At 71.8% G+C, this 25,414-nt stretch carries 26 protein-coding genes; 22 read left to right on the top strand and 4 right to left on the bottom strand.

Features of this window, described 5'->3' with window-relative positions:
* The 6 genes from AB0J67_RS01190 (at position 1) to AB0J67_RS01165 (ending at position 5,418) form a co-directional block, all read left to right on the top strand.
* Entirely contained in the window at positions 1-636 is a 636-nt protein-coding gene (locus tag AB0J67_RS01190; protein WP_363474985.1) for an acyltransferase, read from the top strand.
* Between the two features lie 33 nt (positions 637-669).
* Positions 670-909 (top strand): acyl carrier protein, encoded by a 240-nt coding sequence (locus AB0J67_RS01185; protein WP_363474944.1) that lies wholly within the window; start codon positions 670-672, stop codon positions 907-909.
* Entirely contained in the window at positions 902-1,657 is a 756-nt protein-coding gene (locus AB0J67_RS01180) for an SDR family oxidoreductase (RefSeq protein WP_363474942.1), read from the top strand. The genes AB0J67_RS01185 and AB0J67_RS01180 overlap by 8 nt, the downstream gene beginning before the upstream one ends.
* Positions 1,654-3,075 carry an AMP-binding protein gene (locus tag AB0J67_RS01175; RefSeq protein WP_363474940.1) on the top strand — a complete coding sequence of 474 codons (1,422 nt, stop codon included), beginning with the start codon at positions 1,654-1,656 and terminating at the stop codon, positions 3,073-3,075. Before AB0J67_RS01180 ends, AB0J67_RS01175 begins: the two co-directional genes overlap by 4 nt.
* The gene (locus tag AB0J67_RS01170; protein ID WP_363474938.1) at positions 3,072-4,121 is read left to right on the top strand and encodes an acyl-protein synthetase; all 1,050 of its coding nucleotides are present in this window, start codon (positions 3,072-3,074) and stop codon (positions 4,119-4,121) included. The genes AB0J67_RS01175 and AB0J67_RS01170 overlap by 4 nt, the downstream gene beginning before the upstream one ends.
* Positions 4,122-4,182: 61 nt before the next feature.
* A complete protein-coding gene (locus AB0J67_RS01165) occupies positions 4,183-5,418 on the top strand; it encodes an acyl-CoA reductase (protein WP_363474936.1) in 1,236 nt (411 codons plus the stop codon).
* 79 nt (positions 5,419-5,497) lie between these two features.
* Here AB0J67_RS01165 and AB0J67_RS01160 read toward each other — a convergent pair whose 3' ends face one another.
* The gene (locus tag AB0J67_RS01160; protein ID WP_363474934.1) at positions 5,498-6,550 is read right to left on the bottom strand and encodes a lysylphosphatidylglycerol synthase domain-containing protein; all 1,053 of its coding nucleotides are present in this window, start codon (positions 6,548-6,550) and stop codon (positions 5,498-5,500) included.
* 221 nt (positions 6,551-6,771) lie between these two features.
* On the opposite strand from AB0J67_RS01160, the gene AB0J67_RS01155 reads away from it, so the two are divergent.
* Both AB0J67_RS01155 and AB0J67_RS01150 read left to right on the top strand, forming a co-directional pair.
* Positions 6,772-7,872 (top strand): DegT/DnrJ/EryC1/StrS family aminotransferase, encoded by a 1,101-nt coding sequence (locus AB0J67_RS01155; RefSeq protein WP_363474932.1) that lies wholly within the window; start codon positions 6,772-6,774, stop codon positions 7,870-7,872.
* Positions 7,869-8,840, top strand: a complete 972-nt coding sequence (locus AB0J67_RS01150) for a Gfo/Idh/MocA family oxidoreductase (protein ID WP_363474930.1) — start codon at positions 7,869-7,871, stop codon at positions 8,838-8,840. The genes AB0J67_RS01155 and AB0J67_RS01150 overlap by 4 nt, the downstream gene beginning before the upstream one ends.
* A gap of 63 nt (positions 8,841-8,903) precedes the next feature.
* Here the strand turns inward: AB0J67_RS01150 and AB0J67_RS01145 are convergent, their stop codons facing one another.
* On the bottom strand, positions 8,904-9,620 hold the full coding sequence (locus tag AB0J67_RS01145) for a UDP-N-acetylglucosamine acyltransferase (RefSeq protein ID WP_363474928.1): 717 nt from the start codon (positions 9,618-9,620) through the stop codon (positions 8,904-8,906).
* Positions 9,621-9,891: 271 nt separating this feature from the next.
* Between AB0J67_RS01145 and dop the strand changes: the two genes are divergently transcribed.
* From dop to AB0J67_RS01105, 8 genes are all read left to right on the top strand, one after another.
* Positions 9,892-11,409, top strand: a complete 1,518-nt coding sequence (dop, locus tag AB0J67_RS01140) for a depupylase/deamidase Dop (RefSeq protein ID WP_363474926.1) — start codon at positions 9,892-9,894, stop codon at positions 11,407-11,409.
* Positions 11,410-11,470: 61 nt separating this feature from the next.
* Positions 11,471-11,683: a ubiquitin-like protein Pup gene (locus AB0J67_RS01135; RefSeq protein ID WP_212844768.1), complete on the top strand. Its 213-nt coding sequence runs from the start codon at positions 11,471-11,473 to the stop codon at positions 11,681-11,683.
* Positions 11,684-11,690: 7 nt separating this feature from the next.
* On the top strand, positions 11,691-12,371 hold the full coding sequence (locus AB0J67_RS01130) for an endonuclease VII domain-containing protein (RefSeq protein WP_363474924.1): 681 nt from the start codon (positions 11,691-11,693) through the stop codon (positions 12,369-12,371).
* Entirely contained in the window at positions 12,281-13,123 is an 843-nt protein-coding gene (gene prcB / locus AB0J67_RS01125) for a proteasome subunit beta (protein ID WP_363474922.1), read from the top strand. Before AB0J67_RS01130 ends, prcB begins: the two co-directional genes overlap by 91 nt.
* 47 nt (positions 13,124-13,170) lie before the next feature.
* Positions 13,171-13,911: a proteasome subunit alpha gene (gene prcA, locus AB0J67_RS01120; RefSeq protein ID WP_363474920.1), complete on the top strand. Its 741-nt coding sequence runs from the start codon at positions 13,171-13,173 to the stop codon at positions 13,909-13,911.
* Positions 13,912-14,163: 252 nt separating this feature from the next.
* Positions 14,164-16,089 carry a hypothetical protein gene (locus AB0J67_RS01115; protein ID WP_363474918.1) on the top strand — a complete coding sequence of 642 codons (1,926 nt, stop codon included), beginning with the start codon at positions 14,164-14,166 and terminating at the stop codon, positions 16,087-16,089.
* Between the two features lie 122 nt (positions 16,090-16,211).
* The gene (gene pafA / locus AB0J67_RS01110; RefSeq protein WP_363474916.1) at positions 16,212-17,570 is read left to right on the top strand and encodes a Pup--protein ligase; all 1,359 of its coding nucleotides are present in this window, start codon (positions 16,212-16,214) and stop codon (positions 17,568-17,570) included.
* Positions 17,571-17,673: 103 nt separating this feature from the next.
* Positions 17,674-17,883, top strand: a complete 210-nt coding sequence (locus AB0J67_RS01105; protein WP_363474914.1) for a hypothetical protein — start codon at positions 17,674-17,676, stop codon at positions 17,881-17,883.
* Positions 17,884-18,015: 132 nt separating this feature from the next.
* On the opposite strand, the gene AB0J67_RS01100 is transcribed toward AB0J67_RS01105, so the two are convergent.
* Positions 18,016-19,110 carry a DUF3866 family protein gene (locus tag AB0J67_RS01100; protein ID WP_363474912.1) on the bottom strand — a complete coding sequence of 365 codons (1,095 nt, stop codon included), beginning with the start codon at positions 19,108-19,110 and terminating at the stop codon, positions 18,016-18,018.
* Positions 19,111-19,390: 280 nt separating this feature from the next.
* Between AB0J67_RS01100 and AB0J67_RS01095 the strand changes: the two genes are divergently transcribed.
* From AB0J67_RS01095 to AB0J67_RS01070, 6 genes are all read left to right on the top strand, one after another.
* The gene (locus tag AB0J67_RS01095) at positions 19,391-20,398 is read left to right on the top strand and encodes a WYL domain-containing protein (protein ID WP_363474910.1); all 1,008 of its coding nucleotides are present in this window, start codon (positions 19,391-19,393) and stop codon (positions 20,396-20,398) included.
* A 70-nt stretch (positions 20,399-20,468) separates the two neighbouring features.
* Positions 20,469-21,422, top strand: a complete 954-nt coding sequence (locus tag AB0J67_RS01090; protein WP_363474908.1) for a YafY family protein — start codon at positions 20,469-20,471, stop codon at positions 21,420-21,422.
* Between the two features lie 16 nt (positions 21,423-21,438).
* Positions 21,439-21,705 carry a hypothetical protein gene (locus AB0J67_RS01085; RefSeq protein WP_363474906.1) on the top strand — a complete coding sequence of 89 codons (267 nt, stop codon included), beginning with the start codon at positions 21,439-21,441 and terminating at the stop codon, positions 21,703-21,705.
* A gap of 169 nt (positions 21,706-21,874) precedes the next feature.
* Positions 21,875-22,135 carry a Sec-independent protein translocase subunit TatA gene (gene tatA, locus AB0J67_RS01080; protein ID WP_363474904.1) on the top strand — a complete coding sequence of 87 codons (261 nt, stop codon included), beginning with the start codon at positions 21,875-21,877 and terminating at the stop codon, positions 22,133-22,135.
* A gap of 84 nt (positions 22,136-22,219) precedes the next feature.
* Positions 22,220-23,080: a twin-arginine translocase subunit TatC gene (gene tatC, locus AB0J67_RS01075; RefSeq protein WP_363474902.1), complete on the top strand. Its 861-nt coding sequence runs from the start codon at positions 22,220-22,222 to the stop codon at positions 23,078-23,080.
* A gap of 40 nt (positions 23,081-23,120) precedes the next feature.
* Positions 23,121-24,020, top strand: a complete 900-nt coding sequence (locus AB0J67_RS01070; RefSeq protein WP_363474900.1) for a YegS/Rv2252/BmrU family lipid kinase — start codon at positions 23,121-23,123, stop codon at positions 24,018-24,020.
* Between the two features lie 103 nt (positions 24,021-24,123).
* On the opposite strand, the gene AB0J67_RS01065 is transcribed toward AB0J67_RS01070, so the two are convergent.
* A complete protein-coding gene (locus AB0J67_RS01065; RefSeq protein WP_363474898.1) occupies positions 24,124-25,350 on the bottom strand; it encodes a cytochrome P450 in 1,227 nt (408 codons plus the stop codon).
* Between the last annotated feature and the right edge of the window lie 64 nt (positions 25,351-25,414).

Raw genomic sequence — 25,414 nt, 5'->3', positions numbered from 1 at the left:
ATGTTCGGCGACGACGAGCGCAGCCAGCGGCTGCGCAAGAACATCCTGAACGACTTCGTCGGCGGGTTCCTCAACGACGCCGAGCGGGCCCGCTTCCTGGGCCTGCCGGAGTCGACCCGGATCCGCGAGCGCACCAAGATCGTCAGCCCGGAGAACCTGAAGATGGGCGAGCACTGCTGGGTCGGTGAGAACACCGTGCTGGACGCCAGCGGCGGCCTGAGCATCGGCGAGCACACCAGCATCGGCCTCAACTGCCTGGTGTTCACCCACTCCAGCTGGCTGGCGAACATGATGCTGGAGAACCACTCCGGCAGCGACCTGATCGAGCGCAAGCCGGTGAAGATCGGCAAGGGCTGCTTCATCGGCGGCAACAGCGTGATCATGATGGGCGTGACCATCGGCGACTTCGTGACGGTCAGCCCGCTGTCCGTGGTCACCAAGGACGTGCCGGACTACAGTCTCGTCTCGGGCAACCCCGCCCGCGTCTTCCAGCGCTACGACCCGGAGCACATCCAGGCCGAGGCCGCCCGGGTGCGCGCGGAGAACGCGGCCCGCCGCGAGGCGGCGCTGGCGCGCGGCGACGAGCCGGTCTGGGGCAGCCCCTCGCTGGCGTCCGACGACGACCGAAGCCTCTGAGATCTTCCGTACAACCAAGGAGAGAGCAACACCATGGCCATTGTCGAGCGCCTGCGTACGGTCTTCGTCGACGCCCTCGAGCTTCCCGAGGGCACCGACGTCGAGAACCTCAAGTACCGCGACATCGAGCAGTGGGACTCGCTGGGCCACATGACGCTCGTCGCCGCCATCGAGGACGAGTTCGGTGTCGAGCTGGACACCGAGCAGGTCATCGACCTGTCCTCGTTCAAGGTCGCCGCCGACATGCTGCGTGGTGCCGGCGTCGATGAGTGAGCTGGTCGGCCGGGTCGCGCTGGTCACCGGGGGCACCCGGGGCATCGGCCTGGCCACGGTCAAGGCACTGCGGGCGGCGGGGGCGACGGTCGTGCTGACCGGCCGTGACCAGGCGGCGGCCGACAAGGCCGCCGCCGAGACCGGTGCCACCGCCCTGACGCTGGAGGCCGGCGACTTCGCGGCCACCGGCAACGTGGTCAAGCAGGTCGCCGCCGAGCACGGCGGCCTGGACATCCTCGTGGTCAACGCGGGGATCATGGAGAGCGGCCTGCTCGGCATGATCCGGGCCGAGGACGTCAGCCGCACCCTGGACGTCAACGTGTCCGGTGCGGTCGCCGCGGTGCAGGCCGCGGCGCGGGCGATGGCCCGCAAGCGCACCGACGCCGACGGCAACCCGCGCAAGGGCGGCTCGATCGTGCTACTGGCCTCGGTGGTCGGCACCTACGGCGCGGCCGGGCAGAGCGTGTACGCCGCGTCCAAGGCGGCCGTCGCGTCGCTGGCCCGCTCCGCCGCCCGTGAGCTGGGCGGGCGCGGCATCCGGGTCAACGCGGTCGCGCCCGGCGTGATCCGCACCGACCTGACCGCGAGCCTGCCCGCCGACGTGCTCGACAAGCAGTCGGCCGCCGCCGCGCTGGGCCGCCTCGGCGAGGCCGACGAGGTCGCCGACGTCATCCGCTTCCTCGCCGGCGACGGCGCCCGCTACGTGACCGGGCAGGTGCTCGGCGTCGACGGAGGTCTGATCGTATGACGCTCGTGGCCCCCACCGCCCGGATCATCGACGCGGCGTCGGGCGCCGAGCTCGCGGGCGCGGAGCTGGCCGGGCAGGTCGACCGGCACGCGGCCGGATACGCCGACCTGCCCTCCGGTGTGGTGTTCGCCCGCAGCGGCCTGTCGGTCGCCGCCGTGCTGCGCTACGCGGGCGCGTTCCACGCCGGCCGGCCGGTCGCGCTGCTAGACCCCGCGCTGAACCCGGCCGTGCTGGCCGACTTCGTCGCCCGCTTTCAGCCCGCCGCGGTGGTCGGCCTCGACGAGGGCGGCGCCGGGGCGGAGCTGTGCGCGCTGCCCAAGGACTACCAGGAGCTGGCACACCCGGTGCTCGGCCGGGTCTGGGCGCGCAGCGGTGCACCCGCCGCCGACCCGCACCCGGATCTCGCGGTGCTGCTGGCCACCTCCGGGTCCACCGGCGACCCCAAGTTCGTCCGGCTGTCGCGGGAGGCGGTGCTGGCCAACGCCCGCGCCATCGCCACCGCGCTGCACATCGACGCCGCCGAGACCGCCCCGACCAGCCTGCCGCTGTTCTACAGCTACGGCATGTCCGTGGTGAACAGCCACCTCGCGGCCGGGGCGACGCTGCTGGTCGTCGACGGCGGCGTGCTGGCGCGGGAGTTCTGGCAGGCCGTGGACACCCACCGGGCGACCTCGCTGGCCGGGGTGCCCTACAACTACGAGATGCTGCACCGGATCCGCTGGAAGCCGGCCAAGCACCCGTCGCTGCGTACCCTCACCCAGGCCGGCGGCAAGCTGCGCGACGAGCTGATCCTCGCCTTCCACGAGCAGATCAGCGCCTCGGGCGGGCGCTTCCACGTGATGTGGGGCTGCACCGAGGCCGCGCCCCGGATGAGCACGCTGCCCTCGGCCGACCTGCCCGGCAGCGTCGGCTCGGTCGGCCCGGCGCTGGACGGGGGCGCGTTCACCGTGCTCGCCGAGGACGGCACCGAGACCGCCGACCCGCACGTCACCGGCGAGATCGTGTACCGCGGCCCGAACGTCATGATGGGCTACGCCACCGGCGCGGCCGACCTGCCGCGCGGCGACGACCAGGGCGGCTACCTGCACACCGGCGACCTCGGCTACCTCGACGAGCGCGGCTTCGTCTGGCTCAAGGGCCGGCTCAAGCGCTTCGGCAAGATCTTCGGCATCCGGGTCAACCTGCACGACATCGAGGAGCTGGTCCGCACCGAGGGCCCCGCGGTCGCGGTGTCCGGCCCGGACAAGGTCGTGATCTTCGTGGAGGGCATCGCCGACGACGCCGCCAAGGCGCTGGCCGGGCGGCTGTCCGAGCAGCTCAAGGTGCACCGGTCCGGCTTCGACGTACGTTGTGTGCAGGCGCTGCCGCAGCTGCCCAACGGCAAGATCGACTATCGCACCCTGGAGGGCATGGCATGACGGTCTTCACGCTCACCCAACCCGAGCGGGAGGCGCGGCTGCTGCCCGAGCTGGTCGAGCTGACCGAGCACCACCGCGCCCGCAGCCCCGAGTACGCCCGCCTGCTGGCCGCGCTGGACCACCGGCCCGGCCGGCGGTACGGCGCCCTGGCCGACCTGCCCTGGCTGCCGGTGCGCCTGTTCAAGCACCACGAGCTGAAGAGCATCCCCGAAGACGAGGTCTTCAAGGTGCTCACCTCGTCCGGCACCACCGGCGACGTCTCCCGGATCTTCCTGGACCGCGAGGCGGCCGGGGTGCAGCAGAAGATGCTGTCGGCCACCATGCGCACCGTCATCGGCGGCCAGCGCCTGCCGATGCTGCTGGTGGACACGGTGTCGCTGTTCAAGAACCGCCGCTCGTTCTCCGCGCGCGGCGCGGGCGTGCTGGGCATGATGAACTTCGGCCGCGACCACGTCTTCGTGCTCGACGAGCGCGACGAGCCCGACCTGGACGCGGTCAAGGCGTTCCTCGCCAAGCACGGCGACCAGCCGTTCCTGATCTTCGGCTTCACCTTCATGGCCTGGCTCTACCTCTACGAGCTGGCCCGCGACAACGGCCTCGACCTGAGCAACGGCATCCTGATCCACAGCGGCGGCTGGAAGAAGCTGGCCGACCGCGCGGTGGACAACGCCGAGTTCCGGCGGCGGTTCACCGAGGACACCGGCCTGCAGCGGATCCACAACTTCTACGGCATGGTCGAGCAGATCGGCCTGACGTTCCTGGAGGGGCCCGACGGCGGCGGCCTGTACTGCCCCGACTTCTCCGACGTGATCATCCGCGATCCGCGCACCTGGGAGGAGGTGCCGGTCGGCACCCCCGGCGTGGTCGAGGTGATCAGCACGCTGCCGCGCTCGTACCCGGGGCACATCCTGCTCACCGAGGACCGGGGCGTGATCCACGGCATCGACGACGGCGCCTGGCCGGGCAAGCGCTTCTCCATCCTGGGCCGGCTGCCCAAGGCCGAGGCGCGCGGCTGCAGCGACACGTTCGCGGAGGCGGCGGCGTGAGCGAGCGAACCAGCCGGCCCGGATCCGGTCATGGCACCGGCGAGCGCAACGAGGAGAAGCCATGACGAAGGTGGTCGAACGGTTCCCGGCCGGCGGCGCGGTCGCGGTCGAGGATCTGCTGGCGGCGGTGCGCCGCACACCCGAGGGCGGGCCGCTGACCGTCGGCGACGAGCGGGTCACCGACTTCCTGGTCGCGTTCGCCCGCCAGCTGCTCAAGCCCGCCGTGGCCCGCCGGTACCCGGAGCTGGGCTCGCTCGGGTTCTTCCTGCGCCGCGGCGAGCTGGCCAAGGCCGTCGCCCGGGTCGCCGACCAGCCGGGGCAGCTGCGCTTCCCGCGCGGCCTGGTCTTCCACGTGCCCCCGGCCAACGTGGACACCATCTTCGTGTACTCGTGGGCGCTGTCGGCGCTGGCCGGCAACGCCAACGTGGTCCGCATCTCGTCGCGCTCGGCCGGGGCCGCCGACGCGGTGCTGGACGCGCTCAACGAGACCCTGGACGGCGCCGCCCCGGCGCTGCGGCAGACCCAGCGCATGGTCACCTACGGCCGCGACGACGCCGTCACGGCGGCGCTGTCCGCCGCGGCCGACCTGCGGGTCATCTGGGGCGGTGACCGGTCGGTGCACGAGATCCGCCGCCACCCGCTGGCGCCGCACGCCCGCGACCTGACCTTCCCCGATCGCGCCTCGTTCACCGTGATCTCCGCGGCGGGCTGGCTGGGCGCGTCCGAGGCCGAACGGGACGCCGGGGCGCGCGGGCTCTACAACGACGCGTACTGGTTCGACCAGGCCGCATGCTCCTCGCCGCGCACCCTGTACTGGGCGGGCCCGGCCGAGCAGGCCGCCGCCGCCCGCGCCGACCTGCTGGCACGGCTGCGCACCGTGCTCGACGCCAAGCGGTTCGAGGTGGACGCGGCGATGGCGGTGGAGAAGCGGGTGGCCACCTACGGCCTCGCCATGACCGGCGACGCCACCGGCATCCGGTTCGACGGCAACGACCTGGCCACCGTCGACCTGGCCCACCCGGCGGACATCCCGCGCCGCTGGCTGGGCGTGGGCACATTCCCGCAGGCCGTGGTCGGCTCGCTGGACGAGCTGGCCGAGGTCGTGGTGCGCCGCGACCAGACCGTCACCCACTTCGGCTTCACCGAGGCCGAGCTGACCGCGTTCGCCCGGCGGCTGGCCGGGCGCGGCGTGGACCGCATCGTCCCGCTGGGTGAGGCGCTCAGCTTCGCCGGGATCTGGGACGGCTACGACCTGATGCACGAGTTCACCCGCATCACCACCGTGCTCGCCCGCTGAGCGGGTACACCCGCTGAAAAGGCCTCGGCCGCGCTGTCGGCGACAGCGCGGCCGAGGCCTTTCGTACCGATGCCGGCCGTCAGCCGGCGGCCTTCGCCAGGCCACGCCGGGCCACCAGCGCCGCGACGCCGGCGCCCAGCAGGTCCGCCACCGTGAACACCAGCCGCGAGGCGACCGCGATGCCCATCGCCGCGCCCACGCCGCCCGTCGCGGCCAGGAACGGCGTCAGCGCGGCCACCAGGACCGCCTCCCGCACGCCCAGACCCGACGGGGACAGGAACGCGAACATCCCGACGATCATCGCGATGGCGAACGAGCCGATGCAGCGCAGCAGGCCGTCCACGCCCGGGGCCGCCTGCGCGTTGGCCAGCAGCCACAGGTGCACGCCGAACAGCGAGTAGCCCAGGGCGCTCCACGCCAGGACCCGCCCCACGCCGGAGAAGGTCAGCCGGCGCTGCAACGGCGGGCGGCGCAGCACCTTCAGCGCCAGCTGCACCAGGCGCGTCAGCACCGCCGGGATCGAGCACACCAGCGCCACCGGCACCAGCACCGCCACGATGTACAGCGCCACCCGCACCGAACCCGCGTACTCCGAGTCGGTGTGCTCGGCCGCCGACAGCAGCGACGGCAGGCTCAGCAGGCCCAGCGCCAGCGCGGCGGTCACGGTCAGGCCCAGCGCCACCAGCGTGGCCAGGAACGCCCGCGCCCGGGGCAGGCCCGCGCGCTTGCCCAGCTCCATCTGCAGCACGTACGCCCAGACACTGCCCGGGATGTACTTGCCCAGCTGGCCGACCATGCAGATCTGCAGCGCGGCCGGCACCGAGAGCTTGTGCTCCAGGTCCGTGGCCGCGGCCCGCCACGCCATCGAGTTGGCGAACATGCCCGCCAGTGCCGCCGCCACCGACAGCGCCACCGACTCCCAGGCCAGACCCAGCCAGGTGTCGCGGACCTGCGGCCACTGGCTGACGATGCTCCAGGCGATACCCGCCACGATGGTGACGACGACGATCAGGCGAATCGCCAGCGAAGCCCACCGCGGCAGCCCACGCTGCGCCTGCTCAGGCGCGGCCTCAGGACTGGGCGGTGAGGGGGGAAGGGGCTCGGCGCCGGGCCGAGTCACGGTCTTGGCCACGGTTTCCATGTTTTCGTAACGCTCTCGACTAATGCGCTGAATGATCGAACCAGGGGATTCGAGTACCCTAGCCCAGGCGTCCCCCCGCCGCCAGCAGTGCGTTGCGCCGCTGGTCAGCAGGACGATGTGATGTGGCCTCACAGTGGTGGCGGCCACCTGTGCGAGTAGGCTCTGCCGCTGCTACGGTGCTGCTCGCCGCCCCTACCCACAAGGAGAGACCCGTGATCCCGATTTCCGTCGTCAAACTCGACGAAGCGGCTGAGCAGCTGGCCGTCGAGGTGATCCGTTCGGGCATCATCGCCCAGGGCCCGATGGTCGCCCGGCTGGAGCGCGAGTTTGCCGACGTCGTCGGGGTGGAGCACGCCGTCGCGGTCAACAACGGCACCACCGCGCTCGTCGCCGCCATCGAGGTGCTCGACCTGCAGCCCGGCGACGAGGTGATCACCAGCCCGTTCACGTTCGTGGCCACCCTCAACGCCATCCTCGAGGCAGGCGCCACCGCGCGGTTCGCCGACATCAGCGCCGACGACTTCTGCGTCGACCCGGCCGCGCTCGAGGCCGCCATCGGCCCGCGCACCAAGGTCCTCATGCCGGTGCACCTCTACGGCCAGACCGCCGACATGAACAAGATCGCCCCGCTGGCCGCCAAGCACGGCCTCGGCCTGGTCGAGGACACCGCCCAGTCGCTGGGCGCCACCATCGACGGCCGCGGCGCCGGCAGCTTCGGCCTGGGCACCTTCTCCCTGTACGCCACCAAGAACCTCACCACCGGTGAGGGCGGCGTCATCACCACCAACGACGCCGCCATCGCCGACCGCCTGCGCGTGCTGCGCAACCAGGGCATGCGCCAGCGCTACCAGTACGAGGTCGCCGGCCACAACTACCGCCTCACCGACCTGCAAGCCGCCCTGGCCATCCCGCAGCTGGCCGGCTACGCCGAGAACGTCAAGCGCCGCCAGGACAACGCCGCCCGCCTGAACGCCGGCCTCGCCGGCATCCCCGGCCTGCGCACGCCGTCCGAGCTGCCCGGCCGCTCGCACGTCTGGCACCAGTACACCGTCCTGGTCGGCGACGAGGCCCCGATCACCCGCGACGAGCTGATCGCCAAGCTCACCGAGCAGGGCGTCGGCTGCGGCATCTACTACCCCAAGACCGTGTACGACTACGACTGCTACCGCCGGCACCCCCGCGTGATCGCCGACCCCGCGCCGGTCGCCGAGCGCGTGGTCAAGCAGTGCGTCTCGCTGCCCGTGCACAACCACCTGTCCGACGCCGACGTCGACCGGATCATCGAGGTCGTCCGCGCGGCGGTGGGCGCATGACCGCCAAGCCCCGCTTCGCGCTGGTCGGCACCGGCGTCATGGGCTCCCTGCACGCCCGCGTCATCGCCCAGTCCGACCGCGCCGAGCTGGTCCGCATCATCGAGCCCCGCGAGGCCGCCGGCCGTGACATCGCCGACCGCTTCGGCGCCGCCTGGACGCCCGAGCTCGACCTGAGCGACGTCGACGCCGTCGTCGTGGCCGCCCCCACCGAGCTGCACCACGGCCTCGCCGAGCAGGTCCTCAACGAGGACAAGGCACTGCTCATCGAGAAGCCGGTCTGCAGCAGCCTCGCCGACACCGAGGCGATCGTCGGCCTGTCCGAGAAGCGCGGCGTGCCGCTGCTGTGCGGGCTGCTGGAGCGGTTCAACCCGGCGGTGGTCACCGCGCTCGCGCTCGTCGACAAGCCGGTGCACCTCACCGCCGCCCGGCACTCGCCGTACGCCCCCCGCATCCGCACCGGCGTCGCGTGGGACCTGCTCGTCCACGACGTCGACCTGGCCATCCAGGCCTTCGGCGGGCAGGAGCCGACCGCCGTGCGCGGCACCCTCGGCCAGTTCCACCCCAGCTCGGTGCCCGGCGCCGAGGACATCGCCGAGACCGTGTTCACCTTCGGCGGCGGCGGCATGGCCAACGTCTCGGCCAGCCGCATCGGCCAGCGCAAGGTCCGCACGCTGGTCATCAGCGAGGTCGACCGCCTCATCGAGGCGGACCTGATCCGCCGCGACGTCACCATCTACCGCCACGTCTCGCTCGACGCCGCGACGCCCGACGGCCGCGGCTACCGCCAGCAGAGCATCATCGAGGTCCCCGAGCTGGCCACCAACCGCGAGCCGCTCGCGGCCCAGCTCGACCACTTCCTCGACATCCTGTCCGGCGCCGCCGACGCCGACCTCGAGCGCCGCCGCCTGCTCCCCGCGCACCGCGTGGTGAGTCGGGTCATCGAGGACAGCGCGGCACTGACCGCCTGATCGGCTCACATGAAGGAGGGCCACCGCGCACATCCGCGCGGTGGCCCTCCTTCGTCGTCAAGCTCAGCGCTCGGTCGCCAGCGTCTCGCGGAACCAGGTGAACGCCGCCGTCAGCGCCTCCGGCAGCTCCTGCGGCTCGAAGTCCTCCTTGGCGTACAGCTCGGCCAGCTCCTGCACCGCGTCCGGGGCGACGCCGCGCCGGGACATGCCGACCTTGTTCACGCCGCGGACCCGGGTCGGGTTGCCGAACGCCATCGCGTACGGCGGCACGTCGCGGGTCGCGACCGAGCCCATTCCGATCATCGCGCCGGGACCGATGACCCGGCGCTGGTGCACCACGGTGTTGATGCCGAGCGTGGCGCCCTCGCCGACCCAGACGTGGCCGCCGATGAGCACCGACGGCGCCATCGTCACGTGGTTCTCCAGGCGGGCGTCGTGCGGGATCGACGACTTGTTCATGATGAAGCAGTCGTCGCCGATGGTGGTCGGGTTGTGGCTGCCCTGGTGCACGGCGACGTACTCGCGCAGCGTGTTGCGGCTGCCGATGACGATGCCCGGACCCTCGTTCGGCGCGTCCCACGCCGCGCCGTGCTCGTTGCCCTTGATCTCGCCCGGGGTGCCCAGGCAGGCGTGCGGCCCGATCCAGTTGTCGTCGCCGATGACCAGCGGGCCCAGCAGCACGGCGAAGGGGCCGATGACGTTGCCGGTGCCGAGGGTGACGCCCGGGCCGATGAACGCGGTGGGGTGGATCCGGTTGTCCGACGATGTGCCAGCAGACATAGTGCTCTCTCGATCTTCAGGGCCAGGGTCATGTCGTACGACACCCGGCGCCGCGTCACCGTCCGGCGAGGCGCGCCAGGCTGGCGCGGGTGGTATCTGCCCCCGGAACACACGAAAGGCGGTCCGGGCCCGGTCAGGATAGCCCAGCCCCGGCGCGCGATCCGCCGCCTGGCCAGGTCGCCCGACGGCGAGGCGCAGACTCGGGGGATTCTCGGCGGGCACGAGCGGCTAGGCTCGGGTGACAGGCGATGACGGTAGATGAGGCGGCGGCATGAGCGTTCGGCGGATCATGGGTACCGAGGTCGAGTACGGGATCTCCGTGCCCGGGCAGCCCGGGGCGAACCCGATGGTGACCTCCTCCCAGGTGGTGAACGCCTACGGCGCCCGGCCGGAGCTCGCCCGCGGCGGCCGCGCCCGCTGGGACTACGAAGAGGAGTCGCCGCTGCGCGACGCCCGCGGCTTCAGCTACACCGGCGCCGCGTACGACCCGGCGGAGGCGCTCGCCGACGAGGACCTCGGCCTGGCCAACGTCATCCTCACCAACGGCGCCCGGCTCTACGTCGACCACGCCCACCCGGAGTACTCCACGCCCGAGGTGACCAACCCGCTCGACGTGGTGCGCTGGGACAAGGCGGGCGAGCAGGTCATGGCCGAGGGGGCGCGCCGCGCGGCGACCATCCCCGGCAGCCACCCGATCCACCTGTACAAGAACAACACCGACAACAAGGGCGCTTCGTACGGCGCGCATGAGAACTACCTCATGCGCCGACAGACGGCGTTTGCGGACATCGTGACATATCTCACCCCGTTCTTCGTGACGCGGCAGATCTTCTGCGGCGCCGGACGGGTCGGCATCGGGCAGGACGGCAGCCAGGCCGGCTTCCAGATCAGCCAGCGCGCCGACTTCTTCGAGGTCGAGGTGGGCCTGGAGACCACCCTCAAGCGCCCGATCATCAACACCCGCGACGAGCCGCACGCCGACGCCGACAAGTACCGCCGCCTGCACGTCATCATCGGCGACGCGAACCTGTCCGAGATCTCCACGTACCTCAAGGTCGGCACCACCGCCCTGATCCTCACCATGATCGAGGAGAAGGCGCTCGGCACCGACCTCGGCATCGCCGACCCCGTCGCCGAGCTGCGCGCGGTCAGCCACGACCCGGCGCTCAAGCACACCATGCGGCTGCGCGACGGCCGCCGGCTCACCGCGCTCGACCTGCAGTGGGCGTTCTACGAGCGGGCCCACGCCTTCGTCGAGGACCGCACCGGCGCCGACACCGACAGCCAGACCCGCGACGTGCTCGCCCGCTGGGAAGGCGTGCTCACCAAGCTCGGCGAGGACCCGATGCTGCTCGCCGACGAGCTCGACTGGGTCGCCAAGCTGCGGCTGCTGGAGGGCTACCGCGAGCGGGAGAACCTCGGCTGGGCGTCGTCCAAGCTCCAGCTCGTGGACCTGCAGTACTCCGACGTCCGCCCCGAGAAGGGCCTCTACCACCGGCTGGTCGCCCGCGGCGCGATGAAGACGCTGCTCGACCCGGAGGAGACCCGCGCCGCGATGACCGACCCGCCGGAGGACACGCGGGCCTACTTCCGCGGTCGCTGCCTGGCCAAGTACGCGTCCGAAGTGGTCGCCGCGAGCTGGGACTCGGTGATCTTCGACGTGGGCCGCGAGGCGCTCGTCCGGGTGCCGATGATGGAGCCGGAGCGCGGCACGAAGCGACACGTCGGGGCGCTGTTCGACCGTTGCCCCAGCGCAAAGGATCTTCTCGAAGTGATCACCGCCGGGTGATCGCTTTAGTCGGTCCCGCGCGCTACGTTTAAGGCCCACAGGCGACGTCAGGGAGGCGCAGATGGCCACGCAGGACGGTGGACAGTCACAGTCGGGGCGCTCGCGCGGCGAGCAGGAGAGCGAGTCGGTCGCGCCCGAGGTGAACCCCGAGGTTGCCGAGCGCGTCGAGAAGATCGGCGAGGACGTCGACGACATCCTCGACGAGATCGACGCCGTCCTCGAGGAGAACGCCGAGGAATTTATTAGGGGTTACGTACAGAAAGGGGGGGAGTGATCCCGGTATGTCCGATTTTCCCCCGGACAACTGGAAGACCTGCCCGCAGTGCGGTCGACTGCTGCCCCTGACTGACTTCTATGGCAATAAGAGCCGCAAGGACGGCCGTAGCTTCTATTGCCGTTCCTGTACGCGGGCTCGGCTTGAGGCTGATCGCCGCAAGCGGGGCGTGTCACCTGCCAAGCGAGCGCAGGTGAACGTCCCTGATGGCATGAAGTGGTGCCCCCAGTGCGGTGAGGTCAAGTCGGCTGCTGACTTCGCCCGAACCAAGGCCAGAGCAAGCGGCCTGCACACCTATTGCCTGCCTTGCCATAACCAGCGCAGCGCTGAAGCCAAAGACAGGCTCTACGGCGGCAGCCGCGAGTATCACCTGCGGCGCCGCTATGGGATTGGACAAGCGGAGTTCGACGAGTTGCTCGCCGAGCAGGGTGGTGTGTGCGCCATCTGCGGCGCACCGGACCCCGAGCACGTCGACCATGACCATCTGTTCGGTAACGTACGTGGCATCCTGTGCTTCAACTGCAACGGCGGCCTTGGACAGTTCAAGGACGACCGGCACAACCTCGCCAGGGCGATCGAGTATCTGAAGGAGACAGCGTGGCAGCGGGTTTTGATACACCCGGGCGTCTACCGGCTAGTTTCACCACGCCGGGAACTTCGTCGTTCACCGAGTTTCTCACGCAGGTAGCGCCGGAGCTGCTGCCCGGCCGGCGGCCGCTGCCCGCGGGCATGAACGCCGACCTGGCCCCGCATGCCACCACCATCGTCGCGATCAGCACCGCCGACGGCGTGGTGATGGCCGGTGACCGGCGCGCCACCATGGGCAACCTGATCGCGAGCCGCGACATCGAGAAGGTGCACCCCGCCGACCCGTACTCGCTGATCGGCATCGCGGGCACGGCCGGCGTCGGCATCGAGCTGATGCGCCTGTTCCAGGTGGAGCTGCAGCACTACGAGAAGATCGAGGGCGCGATGCTCTCGCTCGACGGCAAGGCCAACCGCCTGGCCACGATGATCCGGCAGAACCTGGGCGCGGCGATGCAGGGGCTCGCGGTGATCCCGCTGTTCGCCGGGTTCGACCTGGACGCGAAGACGCCGGGCAAGGCCGGGCGGATCTTCAGCTTCGATATCGCGGGCGGCCTGTACGAGGAGCACGGCGGCTACGACGCGATCGGCTCGGGTTCGCTGTTCGCGAAGTCGGCGCTGAAGAAGCGCTACAAGCCGGGGGTGAGCATCACCGAGGCCGCGCAGCTGGCGGTCGAGGCGCTCTACGACGCGGCCGACGACGACACCGCCACCGGTGGTCCGGACCTCATCCGCAAGCTGTTCCCGATCGTGATGACCGCGACCGCCGAGGGCACGCACCGGCTGTCCGACGACGAGACCGCGGCCATGGCCGAGGCCGTGGTCGCCGCGCGCGCCCAGCAGCCGGGCGCCTGAACCTCCACATCCGCCGTCCTGTGACTCCATAGAGGAGAAGACACGCCGTGGCCATGCAGTTCTACGCCTCGCCTGAGCAGATCATGCGGGACCGCTCGGAGTACGCCCGCAAGGGCATCGCGCGCGGTCGCAGCGTGGTGGTGCTCACGTACGCCGGGGGCGTGCTGTTCGTGGCGGAGAACCTCTCCACCACGCTGCACAAGGTGAGCGAGATCTACGACAAGATCGGGTTCGCGGCCGTGGGCCGCTACAACGAGTTCGAGAACCTGCGGTCGGCGGGTGTGCGCATGGCCGACCTGCGGGGTTACTCCTACGACCGGCGGGACGTCACCGGCCGGGCGCTGGCCAGCGCGTACGCGCAGACCCTGGGTTCGATCTTCAGCGAGCAGGGCAAGCCGTACGAGGTGGAGATCTGCGTCGCCGAGGTGGGTTCGGCGCCGGAGCACGACGAGCTGTACCGGCTGACCTACGACGGCTCGGTGCAGGACGAGCCCGGCTTCATGGCGATGGGCGGGCAGGCCGAGGCGATCGGCAACGTGCTGCGCGCCGAGCACAGTGAGGGGCACTCGCTGGGCGAGGCGCTGAAGCTGGCGGTGAAGGCGCTGAGCAGTGTCGGTGGCGAGGGCGGCGCGGCGCGCACGCTGGCCGCCGAGCAGCTCGAGGTGGCGGTGCTGGAGCGGGCGCGGCCGGGCCGCAAGTTCCGCCGGGTGACCGGTGCCGCGCTGCCGGCGCTGCTGAACCCGCCGAAGGCGGACGCACCGAAGCCGGAGACGCCGAAGGCGGAGTAGCGACAGATTGCAGTGCCCGACGCCCGTGCCGCCCGGCACGGGCGTCGGTGTGTTTCCAGGCTCCCGATGCTGGGCCACCGGCCCGGGCGTGCCCGGACGGATGCTGCGGCTCCGTGCTGCTCGGCGCGTGATCGGAAGTTTCGCGACCGCTGGTGTTCGTGTCGCGTTAAGTTGGCGATCATGAGGTTGACCGAGTCTGGCAGGCGCTCCGTCCGCGTCGTCGCGGGCTCCGTCGACCCGAGGAACTCCACCATGTCTTCGTCCCTCACCGAGCGGCTGCGCAGCCGCCCGGCGCTGCTTCGGCTGGTGCTGCTGCTGGCGGGTGCCTGGGCACTGCCGGCCGCCACGCATGCGCTGGGTGCCGACTGGCTGCTCCCGATCGTGATCTTTCTAGGGACGGCGGCGTTGTGTCTCGACGCCCGCGAGCTGCTGGACCGGCTGGTGCTGGCGGCGGTGCTGCTGGCCGGGCTGGCGGGTGGTGCGACGACGGTGTGGTCGTTGTGGCCGTGGGGGCTGCATCCGGTGCCGATCGCCGGGACGGCGCTGAGCGCGCTGGTGGTGTTCTGGTTCGTGACGGGGCGGCGGCCGTCGCTGCCGCGGCCGCGCTGGACCGACGTGTTCGCGCTGGGCGTGATCGCAGCGGCCACGGTGGTCGCGGCGCTGCCGTACTTCCGGGCCTCCGGGGACGTGGCGCTGCTGAGCGTGTGGATGCAGGGCGAGGACGCCAGCCGCCATTTCGCGCTGTTCGACGCGATCGGGCACGTGCAGGGCCTGGCGCTGGCCGACAAGCCGGAGGCGGCGGCGTACGTGCCGCGCACGCTGTTCACCTACCCGCAGGGCTGGCACACGACGGCGGCGGTGCTGGACCAGTTCCTGCGCTCGGCGGACGGCCCGGCGGCGTCGGGGTTCGTCGCGATGCGCTCGTACCTGCTGTTCAGCGTGCTGACCTTCGGGCTGCTGGCCGCGACGCTGGTGTGGGGGGCGTGGCGGCTGCCCGGCCGGCTGCTCGACGGGCCGCGCCGGGTGGTGGTGGCCGTCGCGGTCGCGGCGCTGGTGGTGGGGGCGGAGTTCCCGCGGTTCCTGCGCAACGGCTACCCGGCCGAGTGCCTCGGGCTGGTGTTCCTGGCCGCGCTGGTGGTGCTGGCGGCGCGGCCGCTGGCGAGCTTCCGCCAGCAGGCGCTGCTGGTGGCGGCGACGCTGATCGGCCTCGGGTTCGCGTACTTCTTCCTGCTGCCGCTGGCCGGGATGATCGCGCTGGCGTGGCTGATCCGGTCGTGGCGGCAGGTGCGGGCGCACCGGGTGGCGACGGCCGTGATCGGCCTGGGCACGGTGGTGCTCGCGCCGTTCCAGCTGCTGTACGGGCTCAGCTACGAGAACATGACGGACCGGCTGATCGCCGGCGGGCTGCAGCCGCAGCCGGTCGACGGGTACGTCTGGCTGGTGGCGCTGGTCGGCGCCGGGGTGCTGAGCGCGGCGGGCCTGCGGTCGCGGGCGTGGCGGGTGTACCTGCTGGGCATCGGGCTGGCGGTGGTGTTCGCGGTCGGCATCGCGGTGCAGAACATCGCCGCGGGCGACGACTTCATGACGTACTACTTCGGCAAGACGGTGCACGCGCTGCTGGTGGTCTTCACGGTGGGCATCGGCGCGGTGGTGCTGCTGCTGCCGGCGCCGTGGCGGCTGCGCGTGCCGGTGCGGCGCCGGGTGCTGCCCGCGGCGCTGCTGTCGGTGGCGGTGCTGGGCGTGTTCGGCGCGTTGTTCGGCGGTGGCGCGCTGCAGCAGCCGCTGGAGACGGGTCGCGCGAGCCTCACCTGGGCGCGGCTGTACCGCGACGCGCCGGTGGTCTCTCCGCGCGCGGAGCAGGTGTACGCGGCCGCGCAGGCGTACCCGGCGCTGCCGGGGGTCACCTCCGTCGCCATCGGAGCGACCGGGTTCGACAGCTACTGGATGAACCCGTTCCTGATGGGCCTGCAGCGCACCGCGGGGGCAGACTACCGGGCCACCTACGGCCTGCCGCACCAGGAGCCCGCGCGGGCCACCGCCGTGCTCGAGCGGTTCCCGGGGCGGGTGCGCTTCATCGCGACCGACCCGGAGGGCGCGCGGGTGATCCGCGAGCTGCTGACACGCCGTCCTGAGCTGGCAGAACGGGTGACGCTGGTGACCGTGCCGGGTGTCGATTGAGCGTGTCGCCGCGGGCGCGACCTGCGCTCGCGGCCGCCGCGGGGGTGGCGCGCGGGGACGACTCCCATGACGTCGTGTGGCGCGAGAGTGACCTTGGGCGTTCGGGCGGCTAGTGTCTGTGTATGGACCGACGAATCTTCGGACTCGAGACCGAGTACGGCGTCACCTGCACCTATCGGGGCCAGCGTCGGCTGTCCCCGGACGAGGTGGCGCGCTACCTCTTCCGTCGGGTCGTCTCATGGGGACGGTCCAGCAATGTCTTCCTGCGCAACGGCGCACGTCTCTACCTCGACGTCGGTTCCCATCCGGAGTACGCGACCCCCGAGTGCGACTCGGTGGTCGACCTGGTGGCGCACGACCGGGCGGGGGAGCGGATCCTGGAGGGCCTGCTCGTGGACGCCGAGAAGCGGCTGCACGACGAGGGCATCGCGGGTGAGATCTACCTGTTCAAGAACAACACCGACTCGGCCGGCAACTCGTACGGCTGCCACGAGAACTACCTGGTGTCGCGGCACGGCGAGTTCGGGCGCCTGGCCGACGTGCTGATCCCGTTCCTGGTGACGCGGCAGCTGATCTGCGGTGCGGGCAAGGTGCTGCAGACGCCGCGGGGCGCGGTGTACTGCCTGTCGCAGCGTGCCGAGCACATCTGGGAGGGCGTCTCCTCGGCGACCACCCGGTCGCGGCCGATCATCAACACCCGTGACGAGCCGCACGCCGACGCCGAGCGCTACCGCCGCCTGCACGTGATCGTCGGCGACTCGAACATGAACGAGGTCACCACGCTGCTGAAGGTGGGCAGCGCGGATCTGGTGCTCCGGATGATCGAGACCGGGGTGGCCATGCCCGACCTGGCGCTGGAGAACCCGATCCGGGCCATCCGGGAGGTGTCGCACGACATCACCGGGCGGCGCAAGGTGCGCCTGGCCAGCGGCAAGGAGGCCAGCGCGCTGGAGATCCAGCGGATCTACCACGAGAAGGCGACGGAGTTCGTGGCGCGCCGGTCGGGCGACCCGGCGGCGCAGCGGGTGGTGGACCTGTGGGGCCGGGTGCTGAACGCGGTGGACTCCGGTGACCTGGGCAGCGTGTCGCGCGAGATCGACTGGGTGACCAAACTGCGGCTGATCGAGGCGTACCAGCGCAAGCATGATCTGCCGCTGTCCAGCCCGCGGGTGGCGCAGATGGATCTGGCGTACCACGACCTGCGCCGCGGCCGGGGCCTCTACCCGCTGCTCGAGAAGCGGGGCAAGGTCGACCGGGTGGTGACGGACCTGCGCACGTTCGAGGCGAAGGAGACGCCGCCGCAGACGACCCGGGCGCGGCTGCGCGGCGAGTTCATCCGGCACGCGCAGGAGAAGCGCCGCGACTTCACCGTCGACTGGGTGCACCTGAAGCTGAACGACCAGGCGCAGCGCACGGTGCTGTGCAAGGACCCGTTCCGGGCTCACGACGAGCGGGTGGAGCGCCTGATCGCCAGCATGTGACCGCTTTCCTGATCAAAGCTCCGTTCCCGCGGCCCTGAGCGGCGGGAACGGAGCTTTGATCAGGTGGGTGACGGCGCGGGACGGCGGCTAAGCTTGCCGGACTATGAGCGAGCACCGTGACCCGCAGCTGGCCGAGCCGGCCGAGCGCACTGCCGACGACGTGCGGACCAACTGGGTCCAGCGGCGCCGTGACAAGATCTACAACGAGATCTCGGCCAACCGGCGCGGCGAGTACCGCGTGCCGACCTGGGTGCTGGCCGCCATCCTGGGCCTGATCGTGGCCGGCTGGCTCGCCCTGATCCTCTTCGGCTGACGCCCCCCGCCTCGGACCGCACCGGCTACCCGCCGGAGCCCGGTGTCGATCTTGCGCGAACGGTGGGGACGACACGCCCCTGTCGGGCATATCCCTAACAGTTCGCGCAAGATCGGTGTGACGTCGCGTGGGTCAGGGTCGCGGGGCGGCGGCGAGCGCGGCGGCGTGGCGGCCGGCGGCCGCGCAGGCCAGGAAGTAGGCGTGATCACCGTCGAGGTCGCGGCCCATCGTCGACAGCTTCACGGGGACGCTGCGCAGCGCCTCGTCGAGGCCGTCGGCGCCGACCGTGACGATCCGATGCCGGGCCGCCAGCGGCTCCAGCGCCGCGGCCACCTGCGCGGCCAAGTCGGCGGGCAGCCCCGCGGGCACCACCAGATCCGCGCCCGCCAGGGCGACCTTGCCGTACGCGGTGAGGCTGTGGTGCGACACCCCGCGGTGACGGTCGCGCGGATCCGCGTCGGAGATGCGCAGCGCGCCCACGGCCCGCCCGCCCAGCACGGCCGTGGCGTTGACCGCCTCGCCCGCGGCGACGCCGGAGAAGCCCCACACCGTGCCCGTGCCGAGGTTGCCGGGGCCCTGGCTGACGATGGTCACGTCGGCGCCGAGCGCGTGCCGGGCGGCGAGCAGCCCGCCGTGCACGTTGACCGCCTCCAGGTCGCCGCCCCAGGCCTGCCCGACCGTGACGGTGCCCGCGAGCCGGTCGCGCAGCGCGTCCAGGGTGCGGGAGAACCCCGCGGCCAGCGCGCCGCCATCGGTGAGCACGTACGCGACCCGCAGGCCGGGCGCGTCGGCGTGCACGCCGGCCAGGATCGCCGGGAGCGCGGAGTGCAGGTCGGCCACCACCACCGGCATGCCGCCCAGGTCCCGCGCGGCGGCGAGGACGTCGCGGTGCGGGGAGCCCTCCTCGTCGGCGGCGAGCCGGATCGTCTGCAGCGGGCTGTAGCGGGCCTTGACGATGTGCCCACGCACCGGCGCGTCCTCGGGCAGCCGCTGCGGCAGCGCCACGACCAGGGCGTACCCGCCGGTGCCGAGGCCCAGGGCGAGCGCGTTGGTGTTCAGCAGCACCTCGTCGCCGACCTCGGGCTGCCCGACCAGGTCGGGGTAGGCCAGCGCCCGCACGGTGGCCGGGTCGTCGGGGGTGCGGGCCGCCATGGCGACGGTGAGCTCCTGCGCCCCGTGCCAACTGCGGCCGAGCCGCTCCACCGTGCCTGTCCGCCACCGAATCACGTCCCCGACCCTATCGGCCGCCCCACCCCGCCCCCGCCACGCCCACCCGCGCGCCGCGCCGCCCCGTGATCGTCCGACTTGCCAGGCACATGTGGGGATACGGGCTGCTCATAGGACCATCTGCCAGGCAAGTCGGATGATCATGGGGGAGGGGTACGGCACGGAGGGTGGTGGGAGGGAGACGGGGGGTGAGTAGGGGGTCGGACAGGGGGTGCGCGGGTGGGGGAACAGGGGCTTGCCGGTTACCGCTGGAAGCCTTGGCGCTGCTAGCGTGGCGGGCGTGTCGCGCAGCCGAACCGAACGCCTGGTCAACCTAGTGATCTGCCTGCTGTCCACCCGACGGTTCCTGACGGCGGCGCAGATCGCCGCGACCGTGCCCGGGTACGAGCACAATGCCGACGACGCCCGGGAGCACGAGGCGTTCCAGCGCAAGTTCGAACGGGACAAGGCCGAGCTGCGGGCGCTCGGCGTGCCGCTGGAGACGGGCACCGCGAGCGTCTTCGACACCGAGCCCGGCTACCGCATCGCCCGGCGCGACTACGCGCTGCCGGCGATCCCGCTCGCGCCCGACGAGGCCGCCGCGGTGGGTGTCGCGGCGCGGCTGTGGCGTCACGCGGGCCTGGCCGCGGCCGCGACGTCGGGGCTGGCCAAGCTGCGCGCCGGTGGCGTGGACGTGGACCCGCACGCGACGCTGGGCGTGGAGCCCGTGGTCGCGGTGGACGCCGCGTTCGAGCCGCTGACCGCCGCCGCCCGCGCCCGCCGCGAGGTGACCTTCCCGTACCGGGTGCCCGAGGACGACGCGCCGACCACCCGGCACCTGCAGCCATGGGGCGTGGTGTGCTGGCGCGGCCGGTGGTACGTCGTCGGCCACGACACCGACCGGGACGCGCCGCGCTGCTTCCGGCTGTCGCGCATCGTCGGCGTGGTCCGCCAGACCGGCGACGACGGCGCGTTCGAGCCGCCCGCCGACCTCGACCTGATCAGTTACGTGGCCCGCTGGTCGGGCCCGGTGGAGCGCAACCGCACCACCCGGGTGCTGGCCCGGCCGGGCCGCGCGGCGGGGGTGCGCCGCTGGGCGGTCAGCAGCACCGCGACGCCCGAGGGCGACGTGCTGGAGCTGCGCTACGCCGACGCCGACGGCTTCGCCGCCTGGCTGGTGGGCTACGGCGCGGACGTGACCGTGCTGGAGCCGGCCGAGGTGCGCGAGGCGACCGTCGCCCGCCTGCGCGAGATCGCCGGCATCGGCGTCGCCGGCGGGACGGCCGAGCTGGCGGAGGTGGGTTCGTGAGCGAGCGCAGCGAGCGAACCGTGGTGCTCAGGATGGCTCATGCCGCCGACGAGCGCAGCGAGGAGAAGGCATGAGCGAGCGGAGTGCGAAGACGTCGGCGGACCGGCTGGCCCGGCTGCTGAACCTGGTGCCGTACCTGCTGGCCCGGCCGGGGATCGAGCTGGTCGAGGCGGCCGCGGACCTCGGGGTGTCCGAGCGGCAGCTGCGCGAGGACCTGGAGCTGCTGTGGGTGTGCGGGCTGCCGGGCTACGGGCCGGGTGACCTGATCGACATGTCGTTCGACGGTGACCGGGTGACCATCACCTACGACGCGGGCATCGACCGGCCGCTGCGGCTCACCCCGGACGAGGCGACCGCGCTGGTGGTGGCGCTGCGCATGCTGGCCGAGACGCCGGGTGTGGCCGACCGCGACGCGATCCACCGGGCGCTGGAGAAGATCGAGCAGGCGGCGGGGGAGATCGACGCGCCGGTGGCGGTGCGGCTGCCCGGCAACGACGACCGGCTGGCCGACCTGCGGGCGGCGCTGGAGCGCGGCCACGCGCTGCGGCTGAGCTACTACTCGGCGGCGCGGGACGTGTCCAGTGAGCGGGTGGTGGACCCGATGCGGCTGCTGTCGGTGTCCGGCCGGTCGTACCTGGAGGGCTGGTGCCGGTCGGCGGGCGCGGTGCGGATGTTCCGGGTGGACCGGATCGACGCGCTGGTGGAGCTGGACGAGCCGGCGGCGCCGCCGGCCGAGGCGCAGTCCGGTGACGTGTCCGAGGGCGTGTTCCAGCCGGATCCGCAGGCCCCGACGGTGACGCTGCGGGTGGGCCGGGGCGGCCGCTGGATCACCGAGTACTACCCGTGCTCGTCGGTGGTCGAGGTGTCGCCGGAGGAGTGGCTGGTCTCGCTGCGCGTGAACGACATGGACTGGGCGCGGCGGCTGGTGCTGGGGCTCGGGCCGCAGGTCGTGGTGGTGGCGCCGGCCGAACTGGCCGACGCGGTGCGCGAGAGCGCGGCGCAGGCGCTGGCCGCGTACGCCTAGGCGCTAGGCTGCTGGCGTGGTGCTGTGGATCGTGCTGGCGGTGGTGCTGCTGAGCCTGGTGTTCCTGGGCATGGTGGTGCGGGTGGTGCTGTGGCGCCTGGCCGGTCTGCGCGAGGCCCAGGCCGAGGTGCAGGCGGTCGCCGTGCGGGCCCAGGAGCTCGCGCAGGTGGCGCAGGGCCTGCAGGCGCACGCCGACTCCATGCGCGTGCGCACCGAGCTGCTGCAGGAGCGGCTCGCCGAGGTCAAGGCGCATACGCAATCGATCAAGCCCAACCGGGGCTGATTCGCAGGTCACACGGGTTGCTGCAGAAACATGCAGCGCCTGCCGTCCCACGTTGACGCTGGTTGTCGTGATGGTCGACACTTCACCTGCGGGCAGGTCCCGCCGGGCCGCGTACCATTAGTCCGGAACTACCTGGTTCAAACCCCTCATCTTTCTGACTGGAGCAATCATGGGCGCCCTCAAGCCGTGGCACCTCATCATCGTGGTCGTGGTGCTGGTGATCCTCTTCGGTTCGAAGAAGCTGCCGGACGCGGCCCGCTCGCTCGGTCGCTCGATGCGCATCTTCAAGGCCGAGACCAAGGCGCTGTCCGAGGACGGCAAGGACGCGACCTCCGAGAAGGCCGACGCGCAGGTGACGGCGCAGCAGCCGCTCGACGGCCAGGCTTCCGCCAAGCCGGTCGTGGACCCGGTTCAGCGCCAGCAGCACTGATCCCCCGAGCCCCGGGCTGAAGACGTGAAGAACCCCCTGGCACGTCGCGGGCCGTCCCAGCGCGAGCGCGCTGCGGACGGCTCGATGACTCTGATCGAGCACATCCGCGAGCTGCGCAGCCGGCTGTTCAAGGCCTGCCTGGGCATCGTCCTGGGCATGTTCGTCGGCCTGTACTTCGCCAAGCCGATCCAGAACTTCATCAACGCGCCCTACTGCGACTTCAAGGGCGATGCTGTCTGCCAGTTCAACTCGGTGTCGCCGGTCGACCCGTTCCTGCTGCAGCTGAAGATCGGCCTGTACGCGGGTCTCATCGTGTCCTCACCGATCTGGCTCTACCAGCTGTGGGCGTTCATCGCCCCCGGCCTGCACCGGCACGAGAAGCGCTACAGCTACCTGTTCACGGCGATCGCCGTGCCGCTGTTCGCCGCCGGCGCCTTCCTGGCGTTCTTCGTGGTCACCAAGAGCCTGGTGTTCTTCATCGGGCTGTCGGACGACTACGAGATCAACATCGACCTGACGGGGTACTTCGACTTCGTCACCGGTGTCATGCTGCTCTTCGGGTTCGGGTTCGAGTTCCCGCTGGTGCTGCTCATGCTCAACGTCGCCGGCATGGTCACCGGCAAGCGCATGATCGGCTGGTGGCGGGTCGCGCTCTTCCTGATGTTCCTGTTCGCGGCCATCGTGACGCCCACGCCGGACCCGTTCGGCATGACCGCGCTCGCGCTGGCCATGGCGGTGCTGTACTTCCTCGTCTGCGGCATCGCGATGCTCAACGACAAGCGGCGCAACCGCGGCAAGTCGATCTACGAGGGCCTGGACGACGACGAGACGTCTTCACTTGACGACTACGACACCGATAGCATCACGCCCGGTGAGCGTGTCGAGGCGGTCTCCCCGGTCGCTTCGGCCGAGTCACTGGAACGCCGCTACGACGACATGACCTGACACGTCGCGGGCTGACCCGCCGCGACCGAGGGAGCGGTGGATGAGCGGCGACGAGATCGTGGTGCTGCGCAACCCCGGTGCCGGCAAGGGCCGGCACCGGGGTTCGCTGCCCGGAGTGCTGGAGCGGCTCGCCGCCGCGGGCCGACCGCTGCGGGTGCTGGACGCCGACACCCCCGCCGACGCCGAGGCGGCCTGCCGCGACGCCGTCGCCGGGGGCGTGGCCGCGCTGGTGGCGATGGGCGGCGACGGCACCGTGCACCTGGCCCAGCAGGCCGTGGCGGGCACCGCCGTCCCGCTCGGGGTGATCCCGGCCGGCACCGGCAACGACTTCGCCACCAGCACCGGAGTGCCCGCCGACCTGTACGCGGCCGCCGACGCCGTCGCCGCCGCGCTGCGCGAGGACCGCGGCCGCCGGCTGGACCTGGCCCGGATCACCGCCCTGGACGGCACCGTGCGCTGGTACGGCGCGGTGCTCGCGGCCGGGTTCGATGCGATCGTCAACGAGCGCGGCAACCGCATGCGCTGGCCCCGCGGGCCGGTCCGCTACGACATCGCCATCCTGCTGGAGCTGGCCCGGCTGCGGGCGCGCCGCTACACGTTGACCGTGGACGGGCAGACCAGCACGATGGACGCGTCGCTGCTCGCGGTCGGCAACACCGCGGCGTACGGCGGCGGCATGCGGGTCTGCCCCGACGCCGACGCGACCGACGGGCTGCTGGACATAGTGTGGGCCGAGCCGATCTCGCGCACCGCGCTGATCCGGATCAAGCCGAGCGTCTACCGCGGCACGCACGTCAACCACCCGAAGGTGCACTCGCTGCGCGCCCGCGAGATCACCCTGGCCGCCGAGGGCATCGTCTGCTACGCCGACGGCGAGCGGATCTCGCCGCTGCCGGTCACCGTCACGGCCGTGCCGGGGGCGGTCACCCTGCTCGTCTGAGCGGGCACAGCGCGGACCTCACCGTACGCCATGCTGGTGGAGCGGGTGGAACGCCCGATGAACGCGGCCGGTGCCCGGGATGGACACCGGCCGAAAGGGCGGCTCAGGCCGGGCCGATCCCGTCGTAGGCGACCTCCAGGTGGATCGGGCCGCGCAGCACCGGGCTCGGCCGGTAGGGCGGCGGGTCGGCGACCAGCCGCGGGTTCTGCAGCCGCTTGGCCAGCTGGGTGAGCGCGAGCTGGGCCTCCAGCCGGGCCAGCGGCGCGCCGAAGCAGTAGTGGATCCCGTTGCCGAAGCCCAGGTGCACGTTGTCGGGGCGGTCCGGGTCGAACCGGTCGGCGTGCGGGATGCACTCGGTGTCGCGGTTGCCCGACGCCAGCACCAGCGTGATCGGGTGCCCCTTGCGGATCACGGTGCCGCCGATCTCGATGTCGGCGACGGCGATGCGGTTGGGCAGGAAGTGCACCGAGCCCTCGTACCGCAGCAGCTCCTCGACCATCCGGATGCTGAAGTCGGGCTCGGTGCGCAGCCGCTGCAGGATCTCCGGGTGGCGCTGCAGGGTCAGCCAGCCGTTGGCGATCAGGTTCACGGTGGTCTCGTGCCCGGCGATGAGCAGCAGGATCAGCGCCGAGAACAGGTCGCCGCCCTCCAGCCGCCCGTCCGGGCCGTCGTCGGTGACGTAGCCGGACAGCATGTCGTCGCCCGGGTCGGCGCGCTTGCGCTGCGCCAGCTCGAACATGTACATGCCGAGCTCTTGGAACGCGTCGTCGCGCTGCTGCACGTGCTCGGGGGTCGGGTCGCCGGTCGAGTCCACGATCGGGCCGACCCACTGGCTGAAGCGCGGCTCGTCCTCGGGCGGCACGCCGAGCAGCTCGGTGATCGCGGCGACCGGGAACGGGTACGCCACGTCGTCGACGAGGTCGCACTGCTGCCGGTCGGCCAGGTCGTCGATCAGCTTGGTGACGACCGCCTCCAGCTTGGGCGTGAGCTTGTCGATGCGGTCGGGCCGGTGCGGCGGGCCGAACTGGCGCATCGCGATGCGGCGCAGCGTGTCGTGCCGGGGCGGGTCGGTGCGGATGAAGCTGGGTGGCAGCTTGCCGGGTTGGGCCAGCGCCCCGGCCTTGTCGGCGAACTCCGGCAGCAGGTTCGACGCGTCGGAGCTGATCCGCGGATCGTGCAGCAGTCCATAGATCTCGCGGAACCTGCTCACCACGAAGGTGCCGTCCTCCTCCTGCCACACCGGCTGGGTGCGCAGCTTCTCGTAGAGGGGCCACGGGTTGGCGCGGTTCGAGAAGTCGACGATCTCCTCGAAGAGGCTGGGTCCGGTCATGACGGCTCCTCGCTTCGCTCGTCACCGTCACGTGGCACGGTGGTCATGGTCAGGTGGTGCATCT

The sequence above is a fragment of the Catellatospora sp. NPDC049609 genome (assembly GCF_040675365.1).
Classification (GTDB): Bacteria; Actinomycetota; Actinomycetes; order Mycobacteriales; family Micromonosporaceae; genus Catellatospora.
Note: the sequence above shows the minus strand (reverse complement) of the source record. Positions and strands in the feature narration are given on the sequence as shown.